Origin of the sequence: Shewanella maritima, assembly GCF_043643735.1 — a bacterium.
In the GTDB taxonomy this organism is placed as follows: Bacteria; Pseudomonadota; Gammaproteobacteria; order Enterobacterales; family Shewanellaceae; genus Shewanella; species Shewanella maritima_A.
On record NZ_JBHZSM010000007.1, the window covers coordinates 117,091 to 135,681 of the forward strand.

Below are 18,591 nucleotides of genomic sequence, written 5' to 3' on the forward strand. Positions count from 1 at the left end.
TTCTTTCTCGTCATTGCCCTGTTTGTCGGCGATAGCTATCGCATTGAATCTATTAGACGTTGGTGGATTACCAGAACACACCATTCGGGGTATAACCTAACCATTTAAACCAAGTTTCACCCATCAAAATACTGACTACCCAGCCAATCATTAACATGGTAAACCCAAACTTAAAGGTATCACTCAAACTGTAATGGTCGGTGGAATAAAGTAACAATGCAGGCTTACTATTAAACGGCAAAACATAAACATGTTCAATGAGTAGTGCCACAGGAATTGCCAAGCTCATCACAGGAAAATCAAAACGTTGTGCAATACCAATAGCGATAGGAACAAACAACATGGTACGCATGGTTTTTGATTGGAATACCAATGAACTCAGCAACATCGCACCAGTTAGCGCAATGTAAAACACACTAAAAGGAGTGGATTCATCTAAACCAAAATATTCAAGGCTGAAGTTTACTGCGAGATTGGGTAAGTCAGTTTGCTTAAAACCTGCCCCCAAAGTATATGCGCCAGCAGAGAATAAGAGTAAATGCCACGGAATATCCACTTCATTCCAGTTCACTACACCAATTCGTGGCATCAAGGCTACAATCGCACCAATAAACGCGATGGCTGTTGCACTGACACCATGGTATTTGTCTGTCGCCCAGAATGCGAGAATCACCACAAAAATCACCAGTGATTTAATCTCTCGAGTCGTTACCTTGCCCATCTTGTTGAGTTCTAATTGTAAGCGCTCCATACCACCTTCAATTTGCGGCAGTCTTTCTTCCGGTGCTAGCGGGAAGAAAATACGCGTACCAATCAACCAGCCGATAATGATCATCGCCACCACTATGGGCAACGCAACAATCATCCAGTCGGCAAAGAAAAAGCTCGCACCGACCGCACCTGCAATTAAACTTGCAGCAAGCAAGTTGGCACCAGAGCCTGTCACAAATGCACCAGCGCACAGGTTAATTTGCAGTAAGTTTTGCAATACCAAATTTCGGCCAAAGTTATTTTTGTTATTACCTCCCCGAGCACCATAAACCGCCGCAATCACCATGAAGATAGGCATAAGAATCGCAGCCTTAGCCGTCGTTGCAGATATAAAAGCCGACAGCACTAAGTTAATCACCATGAAACTATAGAAAATAGGCGTGGCGCTGGTGCCGAATCGGCAAATAAACCATAAGGCAAATCGCTTAGCAGCCCCAGAGGTGACCAACATAGAAGCTAAGATAAACGACAGTATGTTCAACCACATAATTGGGTGGCCGAGTTGTGCATATGCCACGCGTTCAGGCAGCACACCTGTCAACACCATGGCAATAATCACCATTAAAGAAGTCAAATAATTGGGGAAAGGTTCAGTAATCCACAAGATAACTGCGGCGCAGAAAATTGCCATCATGGCTTTACCGCTGGTACTGAAAGCATCTAGCCCTTCTGTTTGAAAGCGCTCAAATGCTGTTTTACTTAAGGTATCTGGGTCAAAGTTAACAAGAAATGAAGCTGGATCTGCCCACAAAATGCCAACAAACGCCACTAATGCAATCCAAATTCCCGCTTTAGCTAGCCATTGCTCGAACCGGCTCTTGTCTCTGACGGGTAAGTTTTCCATCCGATATTGACTCATATCGAGTGGATCTATTTGGGGGGTATTTTCTTTTGACATTTAATTATTCCCTCAATTTTTATTGTTGAGCTAACCATACCCATAAACCCAGAATAAAAACTGGATCAAGATCAACAAAAACAAATTAAAGTTTTAATTAAAAATTATTTTAAGAAATCACGCCAACAAATAGGAAGAGGCAAGTTATTGTTTTTAAAACACTTATAAATAGGTATACAGTTGACACCAAACCCAAAATGTAAGATTAAGTTAAGACTAATTATAAAAATGTTGATCTAGATCTGTTTTTTTTAACCTGTTTATCCGTACTGTAAATAACGTTCTCATCAAACCCATTCAAACTAAACACGATATACAAGGAATTAGATATGTCAGAGTTAAAAATCGGTGAAATTTCTAAGCCACGTTTTGAGTTCCGCACCTTTGGCCAAGACTTTACTGCACAAGCAGAACGTATGGCGCGCCTCTCAACACCTGTTCCAGAAAAGGTATGGCACCGTGAAAGTGACGAAATTTACATTATGTCGCGTACTAACGACCTTAATAACACCAAAATCCGTGATGGAAAAATGGACGTTAAGGCATATGTGAAAACAGTGGACGGTCTAGAGCAGTGGGACCCAAAACTGAAAGCAGAATTCCCAATCAGCAAGAAGCGGCTAGTAGAAGAAATCTTCCCAGCTTTTATTGTAGAACTGCCAGAGCTAACAGAAGAAGAGTACAGTTTCGACGCTTTTATCGCCCTCATCGATGCCCACCCGGATCTACAGGCAGTGAACATTCATAAAGAGCGTTACGGTTATATGGTGAATAATACCATTTGTGAAGTCGCTAACGTACTGGTAAACGGTGCCAAAATCACCAGTATTAACAGCGAGTCTACAGAACTAGAAGATATTCAACAAACCATCAAAGACGTGAAGTTAGAAGGTGTAGAAAACATTAATTACTTACAAGCCATCAAACGTGTCATTGGTATGAAAAACCTACCGTTAGCTAACTAATTTTTTAAGGAAAAGATAATGGCTCAAGAAATTGAAAGAAAATACTTAGTTAAAAATGAAGACTTTAAAAGCCTAGCAGCTCGTTCAGTGCGTATCATTCAAGGCTATTTAAGCTCTGTGCCTGAGCGCACTGTACGCGTGAGAGTCAAAGGCGACAAAGGCTTTTTAACCATTAAAGGCATAGGCAATGAATCCGGCGCATCTCGCTATGAATGGGAAAATGAAATCCCAGTTGCAGAGGCAGAAGACTTATTAAAAATATGCGAGCCAGGTGTTATCGATAAAACTCGCTATTTAGTTGAATATGAAGGACACATCTTTGAAGTCGACGAGTTTTACCAGAGTAATCAAGGCTTAACAGTAGCGGAAGTTGAGTTGACAGATGAAGCACAAACAGTCAATAAGCCAAGTTGGTTGGGTGAAGAAGTAACGGGCGATGCACGTTACTACAACTCAATGTTAATGAAGCAACCATTTACTACTTGGTAACTTGCTGTGACCGTGTCGCTATCTCAAGCCGATCAGTACCATTTGAGCGTGAAAACCGATTTTTCGCCCCTAACGGAACACGCTCAAATAAAGGTGCACTTTTTTCTTCCTACCCAACTGGCAGAGAATAGCGACATCACTCACCCTGACAGCTTTTACCAAAACCTGTTACAAAAGCAGTTAGTGACATCGACTACTGAACCGAGTATCACGGCAGTTGAACACGCACTGCTTATTCTTAAGCAAACCGCTTATGCCCGTGCTGCCGATAATGTGCGGCGATACCGCAAAGCGCTGTCTCATTTCATTACTGATAGTCGAATTTTGTTAGTGAATGCACAGCTATCTGAATTAACCCAGTTTGATGACATCATAGACAGCTTTATTCGTTTGCATGACAACGAAACCCTGCTAGGCGACGGGCGGCTTTACAACCTCGCCAAACAGCAAATTATTTACTATTACTTCCAAGCCCTGTTGCGCCAACAAAAGCACCAAGGCCATGATTTGAAAATCACTAGCTTAATTAACAAATACCTCGACCTTGCTCAAACCATGCAAATTCAACTGAATAATGAATCAGAACAAGGGCGGGAAAAACTACTCAATAAGTTGCACCTTGGACGAAAAATCATTCATAGCCCCTATAAAGTGACTCGTAAAAAACTAAAAAATGGGGAAGTCGCTCAGCAACTTATTTTCGGATTGGCAGCAGCTCTCGCGATGGCATTTGCCACCGGCGTGGCCTTTGCGACACAACAGGCATTTGGCAATTTTTCCACGCCGTTTTTCTTTTCCTTGGTGCTATCTTACATTTTTAAAGACAGACTCAAAGAGCTGGGACGACAGTACTTATTAGACACTTTTTCTAAAAGTTACTTCCAACATCAGTATCGCTTTTTTCAAGGTACAAGACGCCATGAAATCGCCAATGTGAAAGAATCGGTATACCAACAACTGCACGATAAACTACCCGATCATATTCACACCATATTTAAACGCTTATTTACCTCAGAGCAAATGGGCAAGCAACATTGGGTATATCAACGCCGCTATTTTTTCAGCGAATACAAAAGACAAAACCACAACGAAAAGTTTATAGATGAACTGACAATAAATCTAAGCAAAACATTACGTAGCTTACCGAAAATCATCAGTCAACATTACAGTATAGATGGCACAAATACGCGTATGAGCACAGTGCATAAAGTTCATCATATTCACCTACTTGTCAGCGTTACCTCACAGCTCAACACTGAGTATCACCAATATAGGATAGTCAGCAGCAGAAAAGGGATTCATGGAGTTTACAGGCTAAATATCAATAACTTATATAATTGACTTTTCATTCACATCCTTCATCATTTGTACCGTTTTTATGATTGATAAAATGCGGCAGGTCACTTATTTCACCTAATAAGCATCACTCTCTCATGGTTAAAAAATTATCAATTATAATTTCAAAAAAACAAGAAAATAAAAAATCAAAATTTGTATGATTAAGTTGAAATTAGTAGACATAGATCATGTTTTTATTTGAACAATAACTCTACTATTACCTCAACAAGCAAGACCAAGTTTTTATACCGCGTTATCTAATAAAAATGACACTAAGGATAGAACTATGATGAACAAACATAAGTTTACTGCTTCACCGGTTGCACTTGCTGTCTCAGCCACCTTACTTTGTTTTTCAACAACAGCGATGGCGTCTGATGCCGACAAAATCAATGAACTGGAAGAGCGCCTCAACCAGTTAGAAATAGAACTGATTGATGCCAAAGACGCCGCGAAGAAAAATGATCGCGTCCAATTTAAATCAGGTAACCCGTCACCTGAATTTGTCTCGCAAGATGGCCAATCAACTATGGAATTCACTGGTCGCATTCAACTTGACTATGTCAATGCCGACGCTTTCTATACGGGTAGCAAACGAGAATATGAAGGTGGCATCAATGAAGTTGATTTTCGCCGCATCCGTTTTGGCGTTGAAGGTTACTTCTCAAATGTATGGAAGTACTCGCTTGAGTTTGATTTTGACGGTCATTCAGAAGTGGAAGTGAAAGACGCGAATGTCAACTATCGTGGTTTTGAAAATTCAGAGATTAAAGTAGGTTTCCAAAAGTTTGGTTTTGGTTTAGAAGCCACGGGGAGTTCATCACAACTCGCATTTTTAGAACGTGCCAGTACAGATACTTTCTCACCTGATCGCGCTGTTGGTGCTTCTTGGTTATATAAAGGCGACAACTACAACTTTACCCTAGGTTATGGTGTAACTGCGTTAATCAATGATGATGACGAAAATGAGCAGCAAGATGTGGTGAATTCACGCTTCACTATCGCGCCGATTAATAATAGCAATCATTTATTACACCTAGGTGCCAGTGCGTTATATACCAAGAGTAATAGTGCCGCGGATGAAACGCGTTACCGTGCACGTCCCAATACAAAAGCCACCAGCCGCATTATTGATACTGGTAAATTCAATACTAAATCAACACAACATTATGGCATTGAAGCAGCCTACCAACACCGTAACTTCTTAGTTCAAGGTGAATACCAGATTGCTAAAACAGATGAACTATTCATCAAAGGTGACGCACAAGGTAAGGCCACGTTTGATGCAGCTTATGTGCAAGCGGTGTATACCTTGACAGGTGAAAGCTGGCGTTATGGTGGCAAGAAAGGCACTTTCAAAACCGTTAAACCTGAAAATGCTATCTCAGCTGGCGGGTATGGCGCATGGGAAATCGCTGCCAGAGTAGATATGGCTGACTTTAATGACACAGATGCAGGCATATACGGTGGTAAGAAAACTGACTATGTAATTGGTTTGAACTGGTACTTAGAAAATAACCTAAAAGCGCAGTTTAACTATGTCCACACCAAAGCAGACTACAAAAATGGATTTGAGGACCACCAAGATCCAGACATCATTCTGTATGAGCAAGATGGCAATATATTCCAAGCTCGCTTGCAATATGCATTTTAATTAAGGAGTCATCATGAGAAACAATCTATTACTTATTGGATTAGTGAATTTGTGCTTAAGCACAAGTGCTTATGCATTATCACCAGATGAATTTACCTCTCTGGAATATCACGTTAATACCGGTGTAGGTAAAACCTTGCCTTATGCAACAGATAAGCTAACACCAGATTTTAAAGAAGCATTTAGTTTCATGAAATTTGATGAAGATACAACAACAAAGTTAGTGACTTATTTGGATACACCTAGCCGTGCATTTAAAGCAAAAGACATCAATATTCGTGTGCGTGAACATGTCACTAAGCCCCGCAAAAGCAAAATTACAGTGAAACTACGTGCAAAAGATCCCGCTGGATTTGGCGATGTCAGTAACTTCCGTAAAGCCGAAATTGACTATACAGCAGGCCGCGCAGCATACAGTGTCAGCTATGACATTCCGTACTCGCCAGGTGAAATCGATGTCAAAAACGTCGACATTGATGCCGTGTTCAAGTTAATGAAAAACAATAAAGCTGTATGGTCACTCGTTGGTGATATTTATCAGCAAAACAAGCAAGACATTGAGCAAACACTCGTGATGCGCACCCATGAATGGGAAGGCAAACTCACTGACAAGCGCTTTGACGATATCGAAATCGATTTCCAAGTATGGACTCCATACTATCGCCAACCTCGCGTTTACTTTGCTGAATTTTCATTTAAGGGGAGCAGCCGCGACAAAGCCCGCTTAGAGCAAGCAAATGAGCAACTCTTTAACCTGGTTAATGAGGTGAATCTTGGCAAGGGTCACCAAGGTTCTAAAACCAACTCAACGTTTGAAATGAGTAAGGCATTTCACTAACTCGCTAACCGAGAAGTAAAACACTGTTCCTCAGCAGGTAAGGCGAAAAGTTCGCCCCCGCTTAGCGCCTTACCTGCGCTTCCTTCCCATACCAACTTATAAGGAGATTCCATGTTTGGTTTTTCTCGCCTCACCTCTTTGCTGTCTAAAAGCAGCTCTACCGAAACAAAAGTGAACTTATTCTTCGAGCAAGTCACCCTATCTCACCATCAGTTTAGCCTGCTGTGGAAGCATTACCTCGAGAAAGGCCCCGACAGCGACGAGTTCAGCCAGGCACTTGGCAAGTTACAAAGTATCGAACACCAGGCTGATCTGCTAAAACGAGAAATAGAGCAAACTCTGTATCGAAAAACCTTAATTCCAGACTTTCGTTCCGATGTCGCCTCTCTTATCGAACAAACCGACAGACTCATCAATCGTCAAGAAACCGTGGGATTACATTTACAAATAGAACAACCTGAAATACCAGACGAACTAAAGCAAGACATTTACGACCAGATCGCCACTGTAGGTGACACCATCGACCACACCTTGCTATGTGCTAAAAGCTTTTTTACCGACTTACAACGTGTTCAGGAATATCACCAGAAAGTGATTGCTTTTGAATCTGATGCTGATACTGCTTGTACCAAAGTCAAAACCCAACTATTTAGCTTAGATATTCCATTAACTCAGAAAGTCCAACTCAGGTATTTTTTTGACCGCATTGACCGAGTCGCTAATCTTGCCGAAGACATCAGTGATCGTATTGCTATTTACACCCTCAAACGTGCGCAATAGGGGGCAAGATGGATATCGCAATATGGATTTTTCTCTCTAGTGGTTTATTTCTCGGTTGGTCACTCGGTGCTAATGACGCTGCCAATGTATTTGGCACGGCAGTGGGCTCTAAAATGGTCAAATTCTCCACTGCCGCGCTTATCTGTTCGGTAATGGTGATCCTCGGTGCAGTAATAAGTGGTGCTGGCGCATCACACACCTTAGGGTCTCTCGGTAAAGTGTCTGCCATTGGTGGCGCTTTTACTGTGGCACTCTCAGCTGCAACGACGGTCTATTTCATGACGAAATCAGGGTTACCGGTATCCACAGGTCAAGCCATCGTTGGCGCGATTATCGGTTGGAACCTCTTCAGTGGCATGGCAACTGACCCTCAAGTATTAACCAAAATCATCAGCACTTGGGTAATGTGCCCTATTCTCGCCGCCGTCACTGCGGTGCTGCTGTACAAGTTTATCACCCAATTAATTAATCGGCTTCGCCCTGGGTTATTTCAATTGGATAAATGGACCCGTATTGGCCTCATTACCGCTGGCGCTTTTGGCTCCTACAGTTTAGGCGCAAACAACATTGCGAATGTGATGGGTGTTTTTGTCCCGAGTACGCCATTAGATCCGATTTCATTGTTTAATGTGGAGTTTAACGCAACCATGCAGCTATTTTTCATCGGTGCCGTCGCCATCAGTGTGGGGGTATTCACCTACTCCAAAAAAGTGATGATGACGGTCGGTGATAACTTAATCTCAATGACCCCTGTTACCGCATGGGTGGTGGTGATGGCACACTCTATTGTGCTGTTTATTTTCTCTTCGCAATCACTTTCTAATGCCTTTGTCAGTATAGGTTTACCCTCCATTCCATTGGTGCCAGTTTCGAGCTCTCAAGCCGTCATTGGTGCAGTGATAGGCATTGCACTACTCAAGCGCTTACCGCTGCAATGGAAGGTACTCGGTCGCGTTGTGACTGGCTGGATAATCACCCCAGTATTATCGGCAATTGCTTGTTTTATCGGTTTATTCATTGTTCAAAACTTATTTAATCAGACGGTTATATGAACCACACCAAGTTCTCGTAGTGTGCTCATTATGAGCTAAGGACGTCATTATGAATTTGCGCTTACGCTTTAATTTATTGCTAATCCCTGCTGTTACAGCAGGTTTCCTCACCGTTAGTATTATGACAATTTATTTGAGCGTAAGCGCAATGCACCAAAGTGCCGTGTATGCGTTAAAAGGCAATGGGGCACTAATTGAAAAAAGCTTAATGAATTGGGTCGATAACAACTTTGAATTAATCAATGCCCTGGCACAAACACCTGTAGTCAATCAGGCATTACACGCTGAAACAGCTATACAGCGTACCAATGCAAAGCAGTTAGCATCAGACTATTTTGCCAGTATGGCTACCGCGCTCAATTTAAGAAATGTCGCCCTACTCAATGACAATGGCATTGCTATTGCTGCGGCTAACCCAGCTCGATTAGGTCAAAATTATCAGCATTTAGATTATGTCCAAGCTGCAAAAGCACAATCTCAGACCATTATTTCTGACCCTAGAGTCAGCCGAGTTGACGGTAAACTACTGATCAGTTTTGCCAAGCAGCTATCTAGTGGCGTGATATTTTTAAGTATTCCATTAGGCGACTTTTACCATGACTTTGTTGATATCACATCGGTATCGCCCAATAGCTACACTTTTGTTCTTTCCAATCACTGCCAACCACTGGCGTATCATGATATGCAATCGACGCCACCCGCATTTTTTCAGCAGCTATGCCAACAAGATGGTGAATTAATTGAATTTAACGATCAAGGTGAAACCTATTTAGGCATTAGCCAGCGATTAACTAGCACAGGTTGGTATATTGTCAGTGCGACTAAGCAATCAGTTTTTACTGACAACCGCAATACCTTAATGATGGGGGCAACTGTGGTGGCACTGCTTGCCATTTTGTTTGTCATTATGGTGATCATCAAGCTGGTTAACATCATTACCCATAGTCTGAACACTGTTTCACAGGTAGTGGATTCACTCTCTGAAGGTGACATCAATTTGCATCAGCTTGATCAACAGCGTTGGCAACAGCTACAAGCTCGTCAAGATGAATTGGGTCATATGGGTAATGCCCTAAATACCCTGATCCTTAACCAACAACATCAAGTACGTACTGCTCAGCGTATTGCTAAAGGCGACCTCACTCATCAAGTGAAGTTAGCCAGTAATGATGATGTTTTAGGTAAAGCTCTGCAAACCATGCTCAAGCAATTAACCTCGCTACTCGTATCCGTCAAGACCACCAGCGAGCAAGTTAATCAAGCTACAGAAGATCTAAATGCTGATGGAATACAGCTGGCACAAGGGGCAAATGATCAACTAACTTCAGTATCCAACATTAGCGCTGCATTACAAGAAATTGACTCGCAAATTCAGCTTACAGCACAATCTGCCAACGAGATGAATCAGCAAGGTCAGCAAACACTAACTGCGGCCAGCCAAGGTAATCTGCAAATGCAAGATTTAGCCACCGCGTTGCAAGCCATTAATCAGTCAGGACAACAGATTGCATTGATCATGAAAGACATCACCAATATTGCTGAGCAAACCAATTTAATCGCTTTAAATGCCGCAATAGAAGCTGCTAGAGCGGGTGAGTTTGGGCGAGGTTTTTCTGTAGTGGCTGATGAAGTGAGAAACCTTGCTTCTCGCAGTGCAGAGGCTGCAGCATCCAGCACATTACTGGTACAGAATTCTCTGGAAAAAATGGCTCAAGGTAATGAAATAGAGCAGCAAACCTCTACAGCCTTTGCCCATATTGTCGAGCAGGTTAGTGTATCTGCGCAGCAACTGACCGCAATAGCTCAGGGCAGTCAAGAACAAGCCATGGCAACAGCCGAATTAACCGAGGGTTTGGCACAGATTGATACCGTTGGTCAACATGTCAGCACCATTGCCAACCAAGTTGCCCAACAAAGTGAACGTTTGGCCAGTTTGACCGATAACCTACAACACACGAGCGAACAGTTTATATTGAAAAAGCCTTAAGATTTTTAGTTGAAAGGGCTTGGCACAGTATTGATCAGCGGTTGGTTATCTTGGTTACATCCCTAGGCTAAGGTAACCTGCCGCTGGTTACCCCTTAAAGCTTGTAAATCTTAGTACTTGTTAATCTAACGGCGTGTGAATCTCACTGCGGGCAAAGCTTACTGTGCTATTAATTCCTGCAACACCTGCTTAAACGTTGATTGAGGCTGAGCACCCGTTACGGCACTGGTTCGGTTAAATACCACTGTAGGCACGCCAGATACTCCCATCTGTTGCCATTGTTGAATGGTCGACTTCACTTGTTCACGCAAGTTGTTATCGGCAAGGGCTGCAAGGGCTTGGTCGCGACTAATGCCTACCGCTAGAGCTTCATTTAGCAAGACATCACGATCTGACACATTCTTTTGCTCACTAAAGTAGGCAGAAAACAATCGCAATTTAAGGGCGGTTTGTTTATTGAGTTGATGGGCTAAATCCAGCAATACATGGGCATCCAGTGTATTGACAATATGCATGTCATCGTAAAAATTAAACTCAAAGCCATAATCTGCACCGCGTTGAGTGATATTGGCTCGAGCACGGTCACTATCTTCACGGCTTGAACCATACTTTCTCGCCACATGCGCACGCAACTCTTCACCTTCTGGCGGCATACCTGGATTGAGTTCAAATGGTTGCCATTCAATCTCAACCTTATCTTCAAGGCCAAGTTCGTTAATCGCTGCTTCAAGGTGCTTGTAACCTACAATGCACCATGGGCAAACCACATCAGAGATGATATCTAGTTTGATCTTGTTATTCATTGTCGTACCTGTGTCAGTGTCTACTTATATCTCAATCTAAAAACGCTAAAGCCACCCAATAATATTGAGTGGCGAGTGTCATCAGCTAAGTCTTTTTAATGGCTAAGCTTAACCATCAAGAGAATGTTAGTTACTTGCTCCAAGCAAATTGCTCGAATAGTGGGTCGGACGGTGTTTTCGCCACATGATTAACATAGTTACTGATCACTTTTTGAGACAAGCCTAGAATCACTTCCATCACCTGCTGTTGACCATAACCGGCGGCAAAGAAAGCTGCTATCTGCTCATCCGATACATTACCACGCTCACGAACCATCGCTAACGTAAAGTCATGTAGCGCTTGTAGCTTTGCTGTTGGCATAGGTTGCTGGTTACGTAACGCTTCTGTGAGTGCTGGGTCAACCTTCATTGAGTGCGCAATCGCGGTATGAGCAGGCACACAGAAAGTACATTCATGCTCTACATTAATGGTTTGCCAAACCACGGTTAGCTCTTCGGCATCAAAAGATGTGGACGTAAAGGCTTGATGTAATTGCTGGTAAGCTTTTAACGTTTCAGGAGACTCAGACATCACTGCATATAAGCCCGGTACACTGCCCATTTGCTTTACTGCGCCTTCTAGCATTGGTTTACTCGCTGCAGGTGCAGTGTCTACTGTATGAAATGTAAAATTGCTCATTGTGTGTACTCCACTCAAAAAATGTTAATCACTAAGTTGGGATAGTGCTTAAATAAAGAGGCCGTAATTACTTACCTCTCGTTGGTGTGATCCACTATAGAACAACGTGAACGATCGTTCAACAATTACTTGAACGATTGTTCAATTACAGTTTTACCTTCTCATTTCAGCGAGAGAATCAGCGTGCCATGCAAAACAACCTTGACGAGTAAACAGACAGAAAACTATAATTGAACGAATGTTCAAAGTCGTTTTAAAAAGGGCTACTCATGGCAAAAACCGCCAAATATGATCGTCAGCAGGTGATTGATAAAGCTACCAACCTATATTGGCAGAAAGGCTTTCACGCGACTTCAATGCGAAACTTACAAGACGAAATTGATATGCGCCCGGGTAGTATCTACTCAGCATTTGGCAATAAGGATGGCTTATTTAAAGAGGCTTTACGTAATTATACTGACATGGGTATAGCGCAAGTTCAGCTATGTAAATCTCAGCATTCATCGCCAATTGCGGCGCTAAAAGCATTTGTACAAAAGCAGGTTATTGACACGCAGGAAGGCGCGCCTAATGGCATGTGTATGTTGGCGAAAACCATGGGTGAATTAACGGACGAAAACCAAGAGCTGATTGATATTACCAAAGCGCATTTAGGTGAAATTGCGGCGGAGTTTGAAGCATTAATTCAACAGGCTCAGTCCCTCGGCGAAGTGGCGAAAACCAAGTCGGCAAAGGATTTAGCCAACCATGTGCAAATTCAAATCGCCGGACTGAGAACCTTTGCCAAAATCAATAATGATAAGTCGCAACTACACACTATGATTGATGAGATCTTTAGTCATTATCCATTTCAATAGGTGGTAAAGCCTGATGCAAACTCAAGTGATTCTTTTTGATATTAACGAAACTGTGCTCGACTTGAGCCCGTTAAGACCCAAGTTCAATCAATTCTTTGGCCACCACCATCATATGGATACTTGGTTTGCCATGTTGCTTCACTCATCAACAGTTTGTATTGCCACTGGCGTAAAAACTGACTTTAAATCGTTAGCGCAGGCCGCGTTATACAATTTAGCAGGTAGATTAAACATCACATTGTCTCATGGTGATTGCCACACGCTGTTAAATACCTTTGCGCAATTACCTGCTCATCAAGATATTGAACCAGCGCTCAAACATTTAAAGCAAGCAGGCTATAAGCTCGTAGCATTTTCAAACTCATCACATGCACTTCTCGATGCGCAATTGGCACATGCACGAATAGTTGATTTATTTGATGACGTGATTTCTGTAGAAGCGGCTGGCACATTCAAGCCCGCAAAGGCGGCATATCAATTAGCTATTACGACGCTTGAATGTCCAGCAGATAAGCTTAGATTGGTAGCAACCCATGATTGGGACACCCATGGTGCATTGAGCGCAGGTTTAAAGGCAGCACATATTAATAGACTCAATAGCCCTTACCATTCCCACTATAAGCAACCCGATGTCATGGCCAATAACATGCAGCAATTAGTACACGACATTATTGAACGGGATGCTTCGTAACGATTAAGGGTGAATATGAAGTGGCCAAACTTAAAGTTAACTAATGCTAGGCGTGCTGCTCTTGTAACTGAGTAAGGTGATTATAAAAGTGCATCACATGGGCCTGTTCATACTGTGGTTTTGATAGATAACCATAGGCAAAGTGCGGTGCAAGTAATCCTTTGAAGTCATCGAATTCGTGTAATGCGCGTTGTAAACGCATTCCTGCTTGAGCAACAGAACCACCCGCTTCAAGAAGTGGCGCCCCCGGGATCGGCTCGCTCAAACCATGCGTCATTCTGCCCTTGGCGGCAAATAAGCCAAATGCCAACGCGCCTACACTATGCTTAAACACAGCAGACTTATGCTCTGGAAAACCAACCATGGAATATTCCACGCTTTGGGCACAGTGAGTTAGCATTTGTGCCAAATCCCAATCGCCATTCAAGGTTGGCGAGGTTACCATTAATTTATCAAGCTCAATTAACGCAGCCTGAATAGACAAAGGTTGATGTGGGCCATCGATCGTCAACCATGTGCCGCCACCCAACAATATCGTGCCGCTAACAGCTATGCCTGCTATGACTGCCCTTCGCCGCTGATGATCAACTGGCACAACACGCTCCTTTGTTATTTATTCGCTGCTCATTTATGTTACACAAGTCTGCCGAATGTCTACACAAGTTTAGCTTTATCTTATTCAATGCAAACAAGATGCATGCCCCTCTAACGACCCATTTGCTACCTTAATACATCTGCACAATTGTGAACTAAAAGCGTTAAGAGAAACCTCAATGCCAGCAATGTAGTAACATAGCATTCTGATTGTAAACATTTGTATCTTGTAACTTAAGTGTCACACATAAGTCATATTCTTTGGCCAAATTCACATCCGGTTACCCACATGAAAATTTCAACACTGACCCGTTTTGCATCAGCATTACTCATCATAATTGCAGTTGCATTGGCTGGGGTGATTTTTTGGAGTAACCAAGAGCGCCAAGCAATTGAGCGACAAAGCGATCAGCTACAGGATATCCAAAAAAAATTCTTGGTGGATATTAAAGAAGAAATCAATCAATACCTAATAAATGGCAATGCAGCCCTCCTCGAAAAAGCCAGGCAAGATTTAGCACAAACACGCACCCAAATCACGACACTAACATCCTTAGAAACCGCTGCGGTTGTGGAAGCAATTGATCCCTTCATCGCTTCCTTAGCTGGTGAGTACCGTGCTGCGGGTAAATTAGCGGGTAATCCTAGGCAGCTGCTTTCACATGCTGAATCTGAAATGCTCGACTACAACTACCATCTGGCTAACTATGGCTTTAAAGGCCAAAGTATTAACCCACAGTTGGCAGACAAATACCTGATGCTGGCCAATGACCTGCCACCATTAGTAAATGATTTGTCGCAGGTCACCACGGGGTACTTAATTAATAAAAATCAAAAACTCCAGCCTGTTTTAGAGCGTTTGATAGTGCAGCTAGAACAATGGAATCAGAGACTAAGCACATTGCCTTTAATAGGTATATATACCACAGAGGAAGTCGACGAATTTGCACTGGGGAATGATGAGCCTGAAACCATAGAAGTGGGTGAAGAATACCGCTCAGAGTTATTAAGCTTAACCTCACGCTACAGCAAAGAGGTTGAAAATACCCATCGCATGCTGAATGAGAACCAACGCATTCAACAAGCCCTGATCACGGATTTGGGAAAGGTCGAACACCTATTGCTAGAACTTAGCCATATTCAAAAAAATAAAGCGCAGCAGCTTAAGCGCTCTCTCACAATTGCAATTGTGCTGATGGTGTCTATTTTGATTGCATTTTCACTGTTCTACCTTGTCTTGCAACAGCGCAGAGTGATTAAACCACTAAAACACCTCAATCATGCATTTCACCAATTAAGCGAAAGTAATAGCCGCGAGCCTCTCAATATCACTCGCCGCTGTGAAACTGGCCAAATTGCCGGCCACTTTAATCAAATGCTGCAACGCTTTGAGCGAGAAGATGAAAACCAACGTCAGCAAATCACAGTTATCTCACAGTCCTTATCCCAACTGGTTAATCGTATTACTGATATTTCAAGCAGCACAAAACAAACACAGTCTGTGGTGGTAAATGCGCAGCAACAAACAGAACAAATTAGACAACTCGCCAGTGAGGTCAGCGAGACTTCAAGCCAAGTTGAACAAACTGCACAGGCTACACGCTCACATATGCTCCAAAGCCAACAAGAAGCTGAAGCGGTGTTGGCAGCCACAGAACAATCACAGCAAGCAGTTGATCATTGCCATCAGTCTTTAGCGAGCTTGTCGTCGTCGGTGAGTGATGTTTCACAAATTATCGACGTGATTGACAACATTGCCGAACAAACCAATTTACTGGCATTAAATGCAGCGATTGAAGCAGCACGCGCTGGAGAACAAGGGCGAGGGTTTGCTGTGGTGGCAGATGAAGTGCGTAACCTTTCTCAACGCACTAAAACCTCACTCAATGAAGTGATGACAATTTTGCATCAGCTCACCTGCGCCAATGCCGATTTAACAGAGCGAGTCGAAGGCATTGAACAAGCAACACTGACACAAAAACAACGTGCACAAAAACTTTGGCAAGTGGCTCAAAATGTACAAAAACAGGCGGTTGAGATGTCAAATACCGCTAAGCAAGGGGCCAGTAGTTCACAATCACAAGTGGTTCATCTGGACGAATTTGTCAGCGCAATGGACAGTTTGAAAAATCACGCTCAAGCAGCTTCCCAACAAACCCATGTGATTGCGGGGGAAGTATCGCAATCCGTTCAAGATATTGAAGTCAGTCTCGGCATAAAATCAGCCTAAACCTCATCGAGCCTAGCTATTAAAGCTGGCTATTAAGACTGGCTATTAAGACTGGCTTTCATCAAGACAACATTCATCGACTAGAAAATCCATCACCTGTTGTAATTGGTCGTATTGTGCAATGCAAAATAATGTACGGCCTTCTCTGCGCTGCTTCAGTAATCCAGCAGACACGAGCCCAGTGATGTGATGAGACAATGTCGACCCCGGAATGGCAAGCTTTTGTTGTAAACCACCGACTGGGGTCCCTTGATGCCCTGCGCGCACAATGGTCTTGTAAATCATTAGTCGAGTCGGATGCCCTAACTCTTTCAATGCTTTAGCAACAGTTTCTAACTCCATAACGTTTTCCCTTATTACTCTATATTTCGATATTACTAGAAATACCTTGACGAGTATAGTTTAGGGGGCCTAAAATCCACACAAATATTAATTCGGTAATTCTGGAAATATGGATTTTAAAACTCTTATTTCCGTGTGAGGCAGTAATGAATATAGAAATGCTTAATAACACACTCGGCATGTTTACTTTTTTAACCGTAGAGCTGACATTGCTGTTCTTAGCGATTAGTTACTTTGTCGGCGTTTTACAGTTGTATATTCCACCAGCAAAGATCCAATCAATTTTAAGTAGCCAAAATGGTAAAGGTTACATCATCGCAGCCTTGTTGGGCGCGATTACCCCCTTTTGTTCTTGTTCGACAATTCCGTTCCTAAAGGGCTTGCTTAGGGCAAAAGCAGGGTTTGGCACTATGATGGTATTTTTATTTTCTAGCCCATTGCTTAACCCAATTATTATTGGCTTGTTCGCCATTACCTTTGGGCTAAAGGTCACCTTGTTTTACTTTACTTTTGCCATGGGTATCGCGGTGATAGCCGGCTATATGCTAGAGAAGCTTGGCTTTGAAAAATATGTTAAACCAGAAGCATATGAAGCACCTAAACCAAGCGGTTGTGGTAGCAGCTGTGGTGGAAGCAATAACAAGCCAGAGAACAAATGGCTAAGCATTTGGCGCAGTACATGGAGCGATTTCAAAAAAGTATTACCTTACTTGATGGCTGGTATCGCTATTGGCTCATTAATTTATGGCTTTATGCCAACTGAGTTTGTCGCCAGTGTTGCCAGTGACGATAACCCGTGGGCAATTGTGGTTTCTGCTGTGATCGGTATTCCACTGTACATTCGCGCCGAAGCGGTGATCCCACTCAGTTCAGCGCTGGTTGCTAAAGGCATGGGACTCGGTGCGGTAATGGCTTTAATTATCGGCAGTGCGGGCGCAAGTTTAACAGAAGTGGTGTTACTCAAGTCATTATTTAAAAACCCGATGATTATTACGTTTGTCGCTGTCATTTTGACAATGGCTATCGTAATGGGTTTCACCTATAACCTATTGTTTATTTAGATATTTGAACAGTTCCAGCTTGATGGTTATGTTACATTCATGAATAATGTCATTCGTTTGATTGAACATTACGCAGTATAAGGACATAGCATGTATCAAAACCGTCAAGCACTGGCACTAGGCTCGTTACTCTTCTTCATCATCGCCGGAACATTATTAATAGTGTTAGCCCTATGGGCATGGCCAAAATACAATGTCTATAAAATGGAGTTAAATGGTCGCGCGGACTTAAAAAAAGCCCAATGGACCAAACAGATCTTAATTGAAGAGGCTAAGGCTCACGAGCAAGCTGCATTAATGCAAGCTAAAGCCAGAGTCACACTGGCTGAAGCTGAAGGTGAAGCTAAAATTGTTAAGGCTCGTGCAGAAGGTGCTGCTGATATTGAGCGCGCCAAAGCTGCCGCGCAAGCCAATGAAATAATTGGCGAGTCATTAAAAAATAATGAAGCTTACCTAAGGTATATTTGGATTAAAGGCTTACAAGAAGGTAATGGCGAACGCATCTATATCCCGACGGAAGCAGGCTTACCCATTCTTGAGGCAGGTAAAGCCGCAAACTAGC

Annotated in this window: 18 protein-coding genes; 13 read left to right on the forward strand and 5 right to left on the reverse strand. The window is 42.7% G+C overall.

Going from position 1 to position 18,591, the window contains the following annotated elements; translation table 11 throughout:
• Positions 1 to 67 precede the first annotated feature (67 nt).
• Positions 68 to 1,669 (reverse strand): SLC13 family permease, encoded by a 1,602-nt coding sequence (locus ACHUGF_RS09825; RefSeq protein ID WP_394130792.1) that lies wholly within the window; start codon positions 1,667 to 1,669, stop codon positions 68 to 70.
• 329 nt (positions 1,670 to 1,998) lie between these two features.
• Here ACHUGF_RS09825 and ACHUGF_RS09830 point away from each other — a divergent pair, with 329 nt between their 5' ends.
• The 8 genes from ACHUGF_RS09830 (at position 1,999) to ACHUGF_RS09865 (ending at position 10,772) form a co-directional block, all read left to right on the forward strand.
• Positions 1,999 to 2,634, forward strand: a complete 636-nt coding sequence (locus tag ACHUGF_RS09830) for a hypothetical protein (protein WP_394130794.1) — start codon at positions 1,999 to 2,001, stop codon at positions 2,632 to 2,634.
• An 18-nt stretch (positions 2,635 to 2,652) separates the two neighbouring features.
• Positions 2,653 to 3,123 carry a CYTH domain-containing protein gene (locus ACHUGF_RS09835; protein WP_394130796.1) on the forward strand — a complete coding sequence of 157 codons (471 nt, stop codon included), beginning with the start codon at positions 2,653 to 2,655 and terminating at the stop codon, positions 3,121 to 3,123.
• 12 nt (positions 3,124 to 3,135) lie between these two features.
• Positions 3,136 to 4,464: a hypothetical protein gene (locus tag ACHUGF_RS09840; RefSeq protein WP_394130798.1), complete on the forward strand. Its 1,329-nt coding sequence runs from the start codon at positions 3,136 to 3,138 to the stop codon at positions 4,462 to 4,464.
• Between the two features lie 283 nt (positions 4,465 to 4,747).
• Positions 4,748 to 6,115: an OprO/OprP family phosphate-selective porin gene (locus ACHUGF_RS09845; RefSeq protein ID WP_394130799.1), complete on the forward strand. Its 1,368-nt coding sequence runs from the start codon at positions 4,748 to 4,750 to the stop codon at positions 6,113 to 6,115.
• 13 nt (positions 6,116 to 6,128) lie between these two features.
• On the forward strand, positions 6,129 to 6,953 hold the full coding sequence (locus tag ACHUGF_RS09850) for a hypothetical protein (protein WP_394130800.1): 825 nt from the start codon (positions 6,129 to 6,131) through the stop codon (positions 6,951 to 6,953).
• Between the two features lie 111 nt (positions 6,954 to 7,064).
• Complete coding sequence (locus ACHUGF_RS09855) at positions 7,065 to 7,733, forward strand: DUF47 domain-containing protein (protein ID WP_394130801.1); 669 nt, start codon at positions 7,065 to 7,067, stop codon at positions 7,731 to 7,733.
• An 8-nt stretch (positions 7,734 to 7,741) separates the two neighbouring features.
• The gene (locus ACHUGF_RS09860) at positions 7,742 to 8,785 is read left to right on the forward strand and encodes an inorganic phosphate transporter (protein ID WP_394130803.1); all 1,044 of its coding nucleotides are present in this window, start codon (positions 7,742 to 7,744) and stop codon (positions 8,783 to 8,785) included.
• A gap of 49 nt (positions 8,786 to 8,834) precedes the next feature.
• Complete coding sequence (locus tag ACHUGF_RS09865) at positions 8,835 to 10,772, forward strand: methyl-accepting chemotaxis protein (protein ID WP_394130805.1); 1,938 nt, start codon at positions 8,835 to 8,837, stop codon at positions 10,770 to 10,772.
• Between the two features lie 158 nt (positions 10,773 to 10,930).
• Here ACHUGF_RS09865 and ACHUGF_RS09870 read toward each other — a convergent pair whose 3' ends face one another.
• Complete coding sequence (locus ACHUGF_RS09870; RefSeq protein ID WP_394130807.1) at positions 10,931 to 11,575, reverse strand: DsbA family oxidoreductase; 645 nt, start codon at positions 11,573 to 11,575, stop codon at positions 10,931 to 10,933.
• 130 nt (positions 11,576 to 11,705) lie between these two features.
• The gene (locus tag ACHUGF_RS09875) at positions 11,706 to 12,254 is read right to left on the reverse strand and encodes a carboxymuconolactone decarboxylase family protein (protein WP_394130809.1); all 549 of its coding nucleotides are present in this window, start codon (positions 12,252 to 12,254) and stop codon (positions 11,706 to 11,708) included.
• A gap of 269 nt (positions 12,255 to 12,523) precedes the next feature.
• On the opposite strand from ACHUGF_RS09875, the gene ACHUGF_RS09880 reads away from it, so the two are divergent.
• Positions 12,524 to 13,111 carry a TetR/AcrR family transcriptional regulator gene (locus tag ACHUGF_RS09880; protein WP_394130811.1) on the forward strand — a complete coding sequence of 196 codons (588 nt, stop codon included), beginning with the start codon at positions 12,524 to 12,526 and terminating at the stop codon, positions 13,109 to 13,111.
• Between the two features lie 13 nt (positions 13,112 to 13,124).
• Complete coding sequence (locus tag ACHUGF_RS09885; protein WP_394130813.1) at positions 13,125 to 13,802, forward strand: haloacid dehalogenase type II; 678 nt, start codon at positions 13,125 to 13,127, stop codon at positions 13,800 to 13,802.
• A gap of 46 nt (positions 13,803 to 13,848) precedes the next feature.
• Here ACHUGF_RS09885 and ACHUGF_RS09890 read toward each other — a convergent pair whose 3' ends face one another.
• Positions 13,849 to 14,397 (reverse strand): DUF1569 domain-containing protein, encoded by a 549-nt coding sequence (locus ACHUGF_RS09890; protein WP_394130814.1) that lies wholly within the window; start codon positions 14,395 to 14,397, stop codon positions 13,849 to 13,851.
• 288 nt (positions 14,398 to 14,685) lie between these two features.
• On the opposite strand from ACHUGF_RS09890, the gene ACHUGF_RS09895 reads away from it, so the two are divergent.
• Positions 14,686 to 16,626 carry a methyl-accepting chemotaxis protein gene (locus ACHUGF_RS09895; RefSeq protein ID WP_394130815.1) on the forward strand — a complete coding sequence of 647 codons (1,941 nt, stop codon included), beginning with the start codon at positions 14,686 to 14,688 and terminating at the stop codon, positions 16,624 to 16,626.
• A 45-nt stretch (positions 16,627 to 16,671) separates the two neighbouring features.
• Here the strand turns inward: ACHUGF_RS09895 and ACHUGF_RS09900 are convergent, their stop codons facing one another.
• The gene (locus ACHUGF_RS09900) at positions 16,672 to 16,968 is read right to left on the reverse strand and encodes an ArsR/SmtB family transcription factor (RefSeq protein WP_394130817.1); all 297 of its coding nucleotides are present in this window, start codon (positions 16,966 to 16,968) and stop codon (positions 16,672 to 16,674) included.
• Between the two features lie 146 nt (positions 16,969 to 17,114).
• Here ACHUGF_RS09900 and ACHUGF_RS09905 point away from each other — a divergent pair, with 146 nt between their 5' ends.
• Together ACHUGF_RS09905 and ACHUGF_RS09910 are read left to right on the forward strand one after the other, a co-directional pair.
• Positions 17,115 to 18,029, forward strand: coding sequence for a permease (locus ACHUGF_RS09905; RefSeq protein ID WP_394130819.1), 915 nt, complete (start codon positions 17,115 to 17,117; stop codon positions 18,027 to 18,029).
• A 90-nt stretch (positions 18,030 to 18,119) separates the two neighbouring features.
• Positions 18,120 to 18,590, forward strand: a complete 471-nt coding sequence (locus ACHUGF_RS09910) for an SPFH domain-containing protein (RefSeq protein WP_394130821.1) — start codon at positions 18,120 to 18,122, stop codon at positions 18,588 to 18,590.
• The last annotated feature ends 1 nt before the right edge of the window (position 18,591 follow it).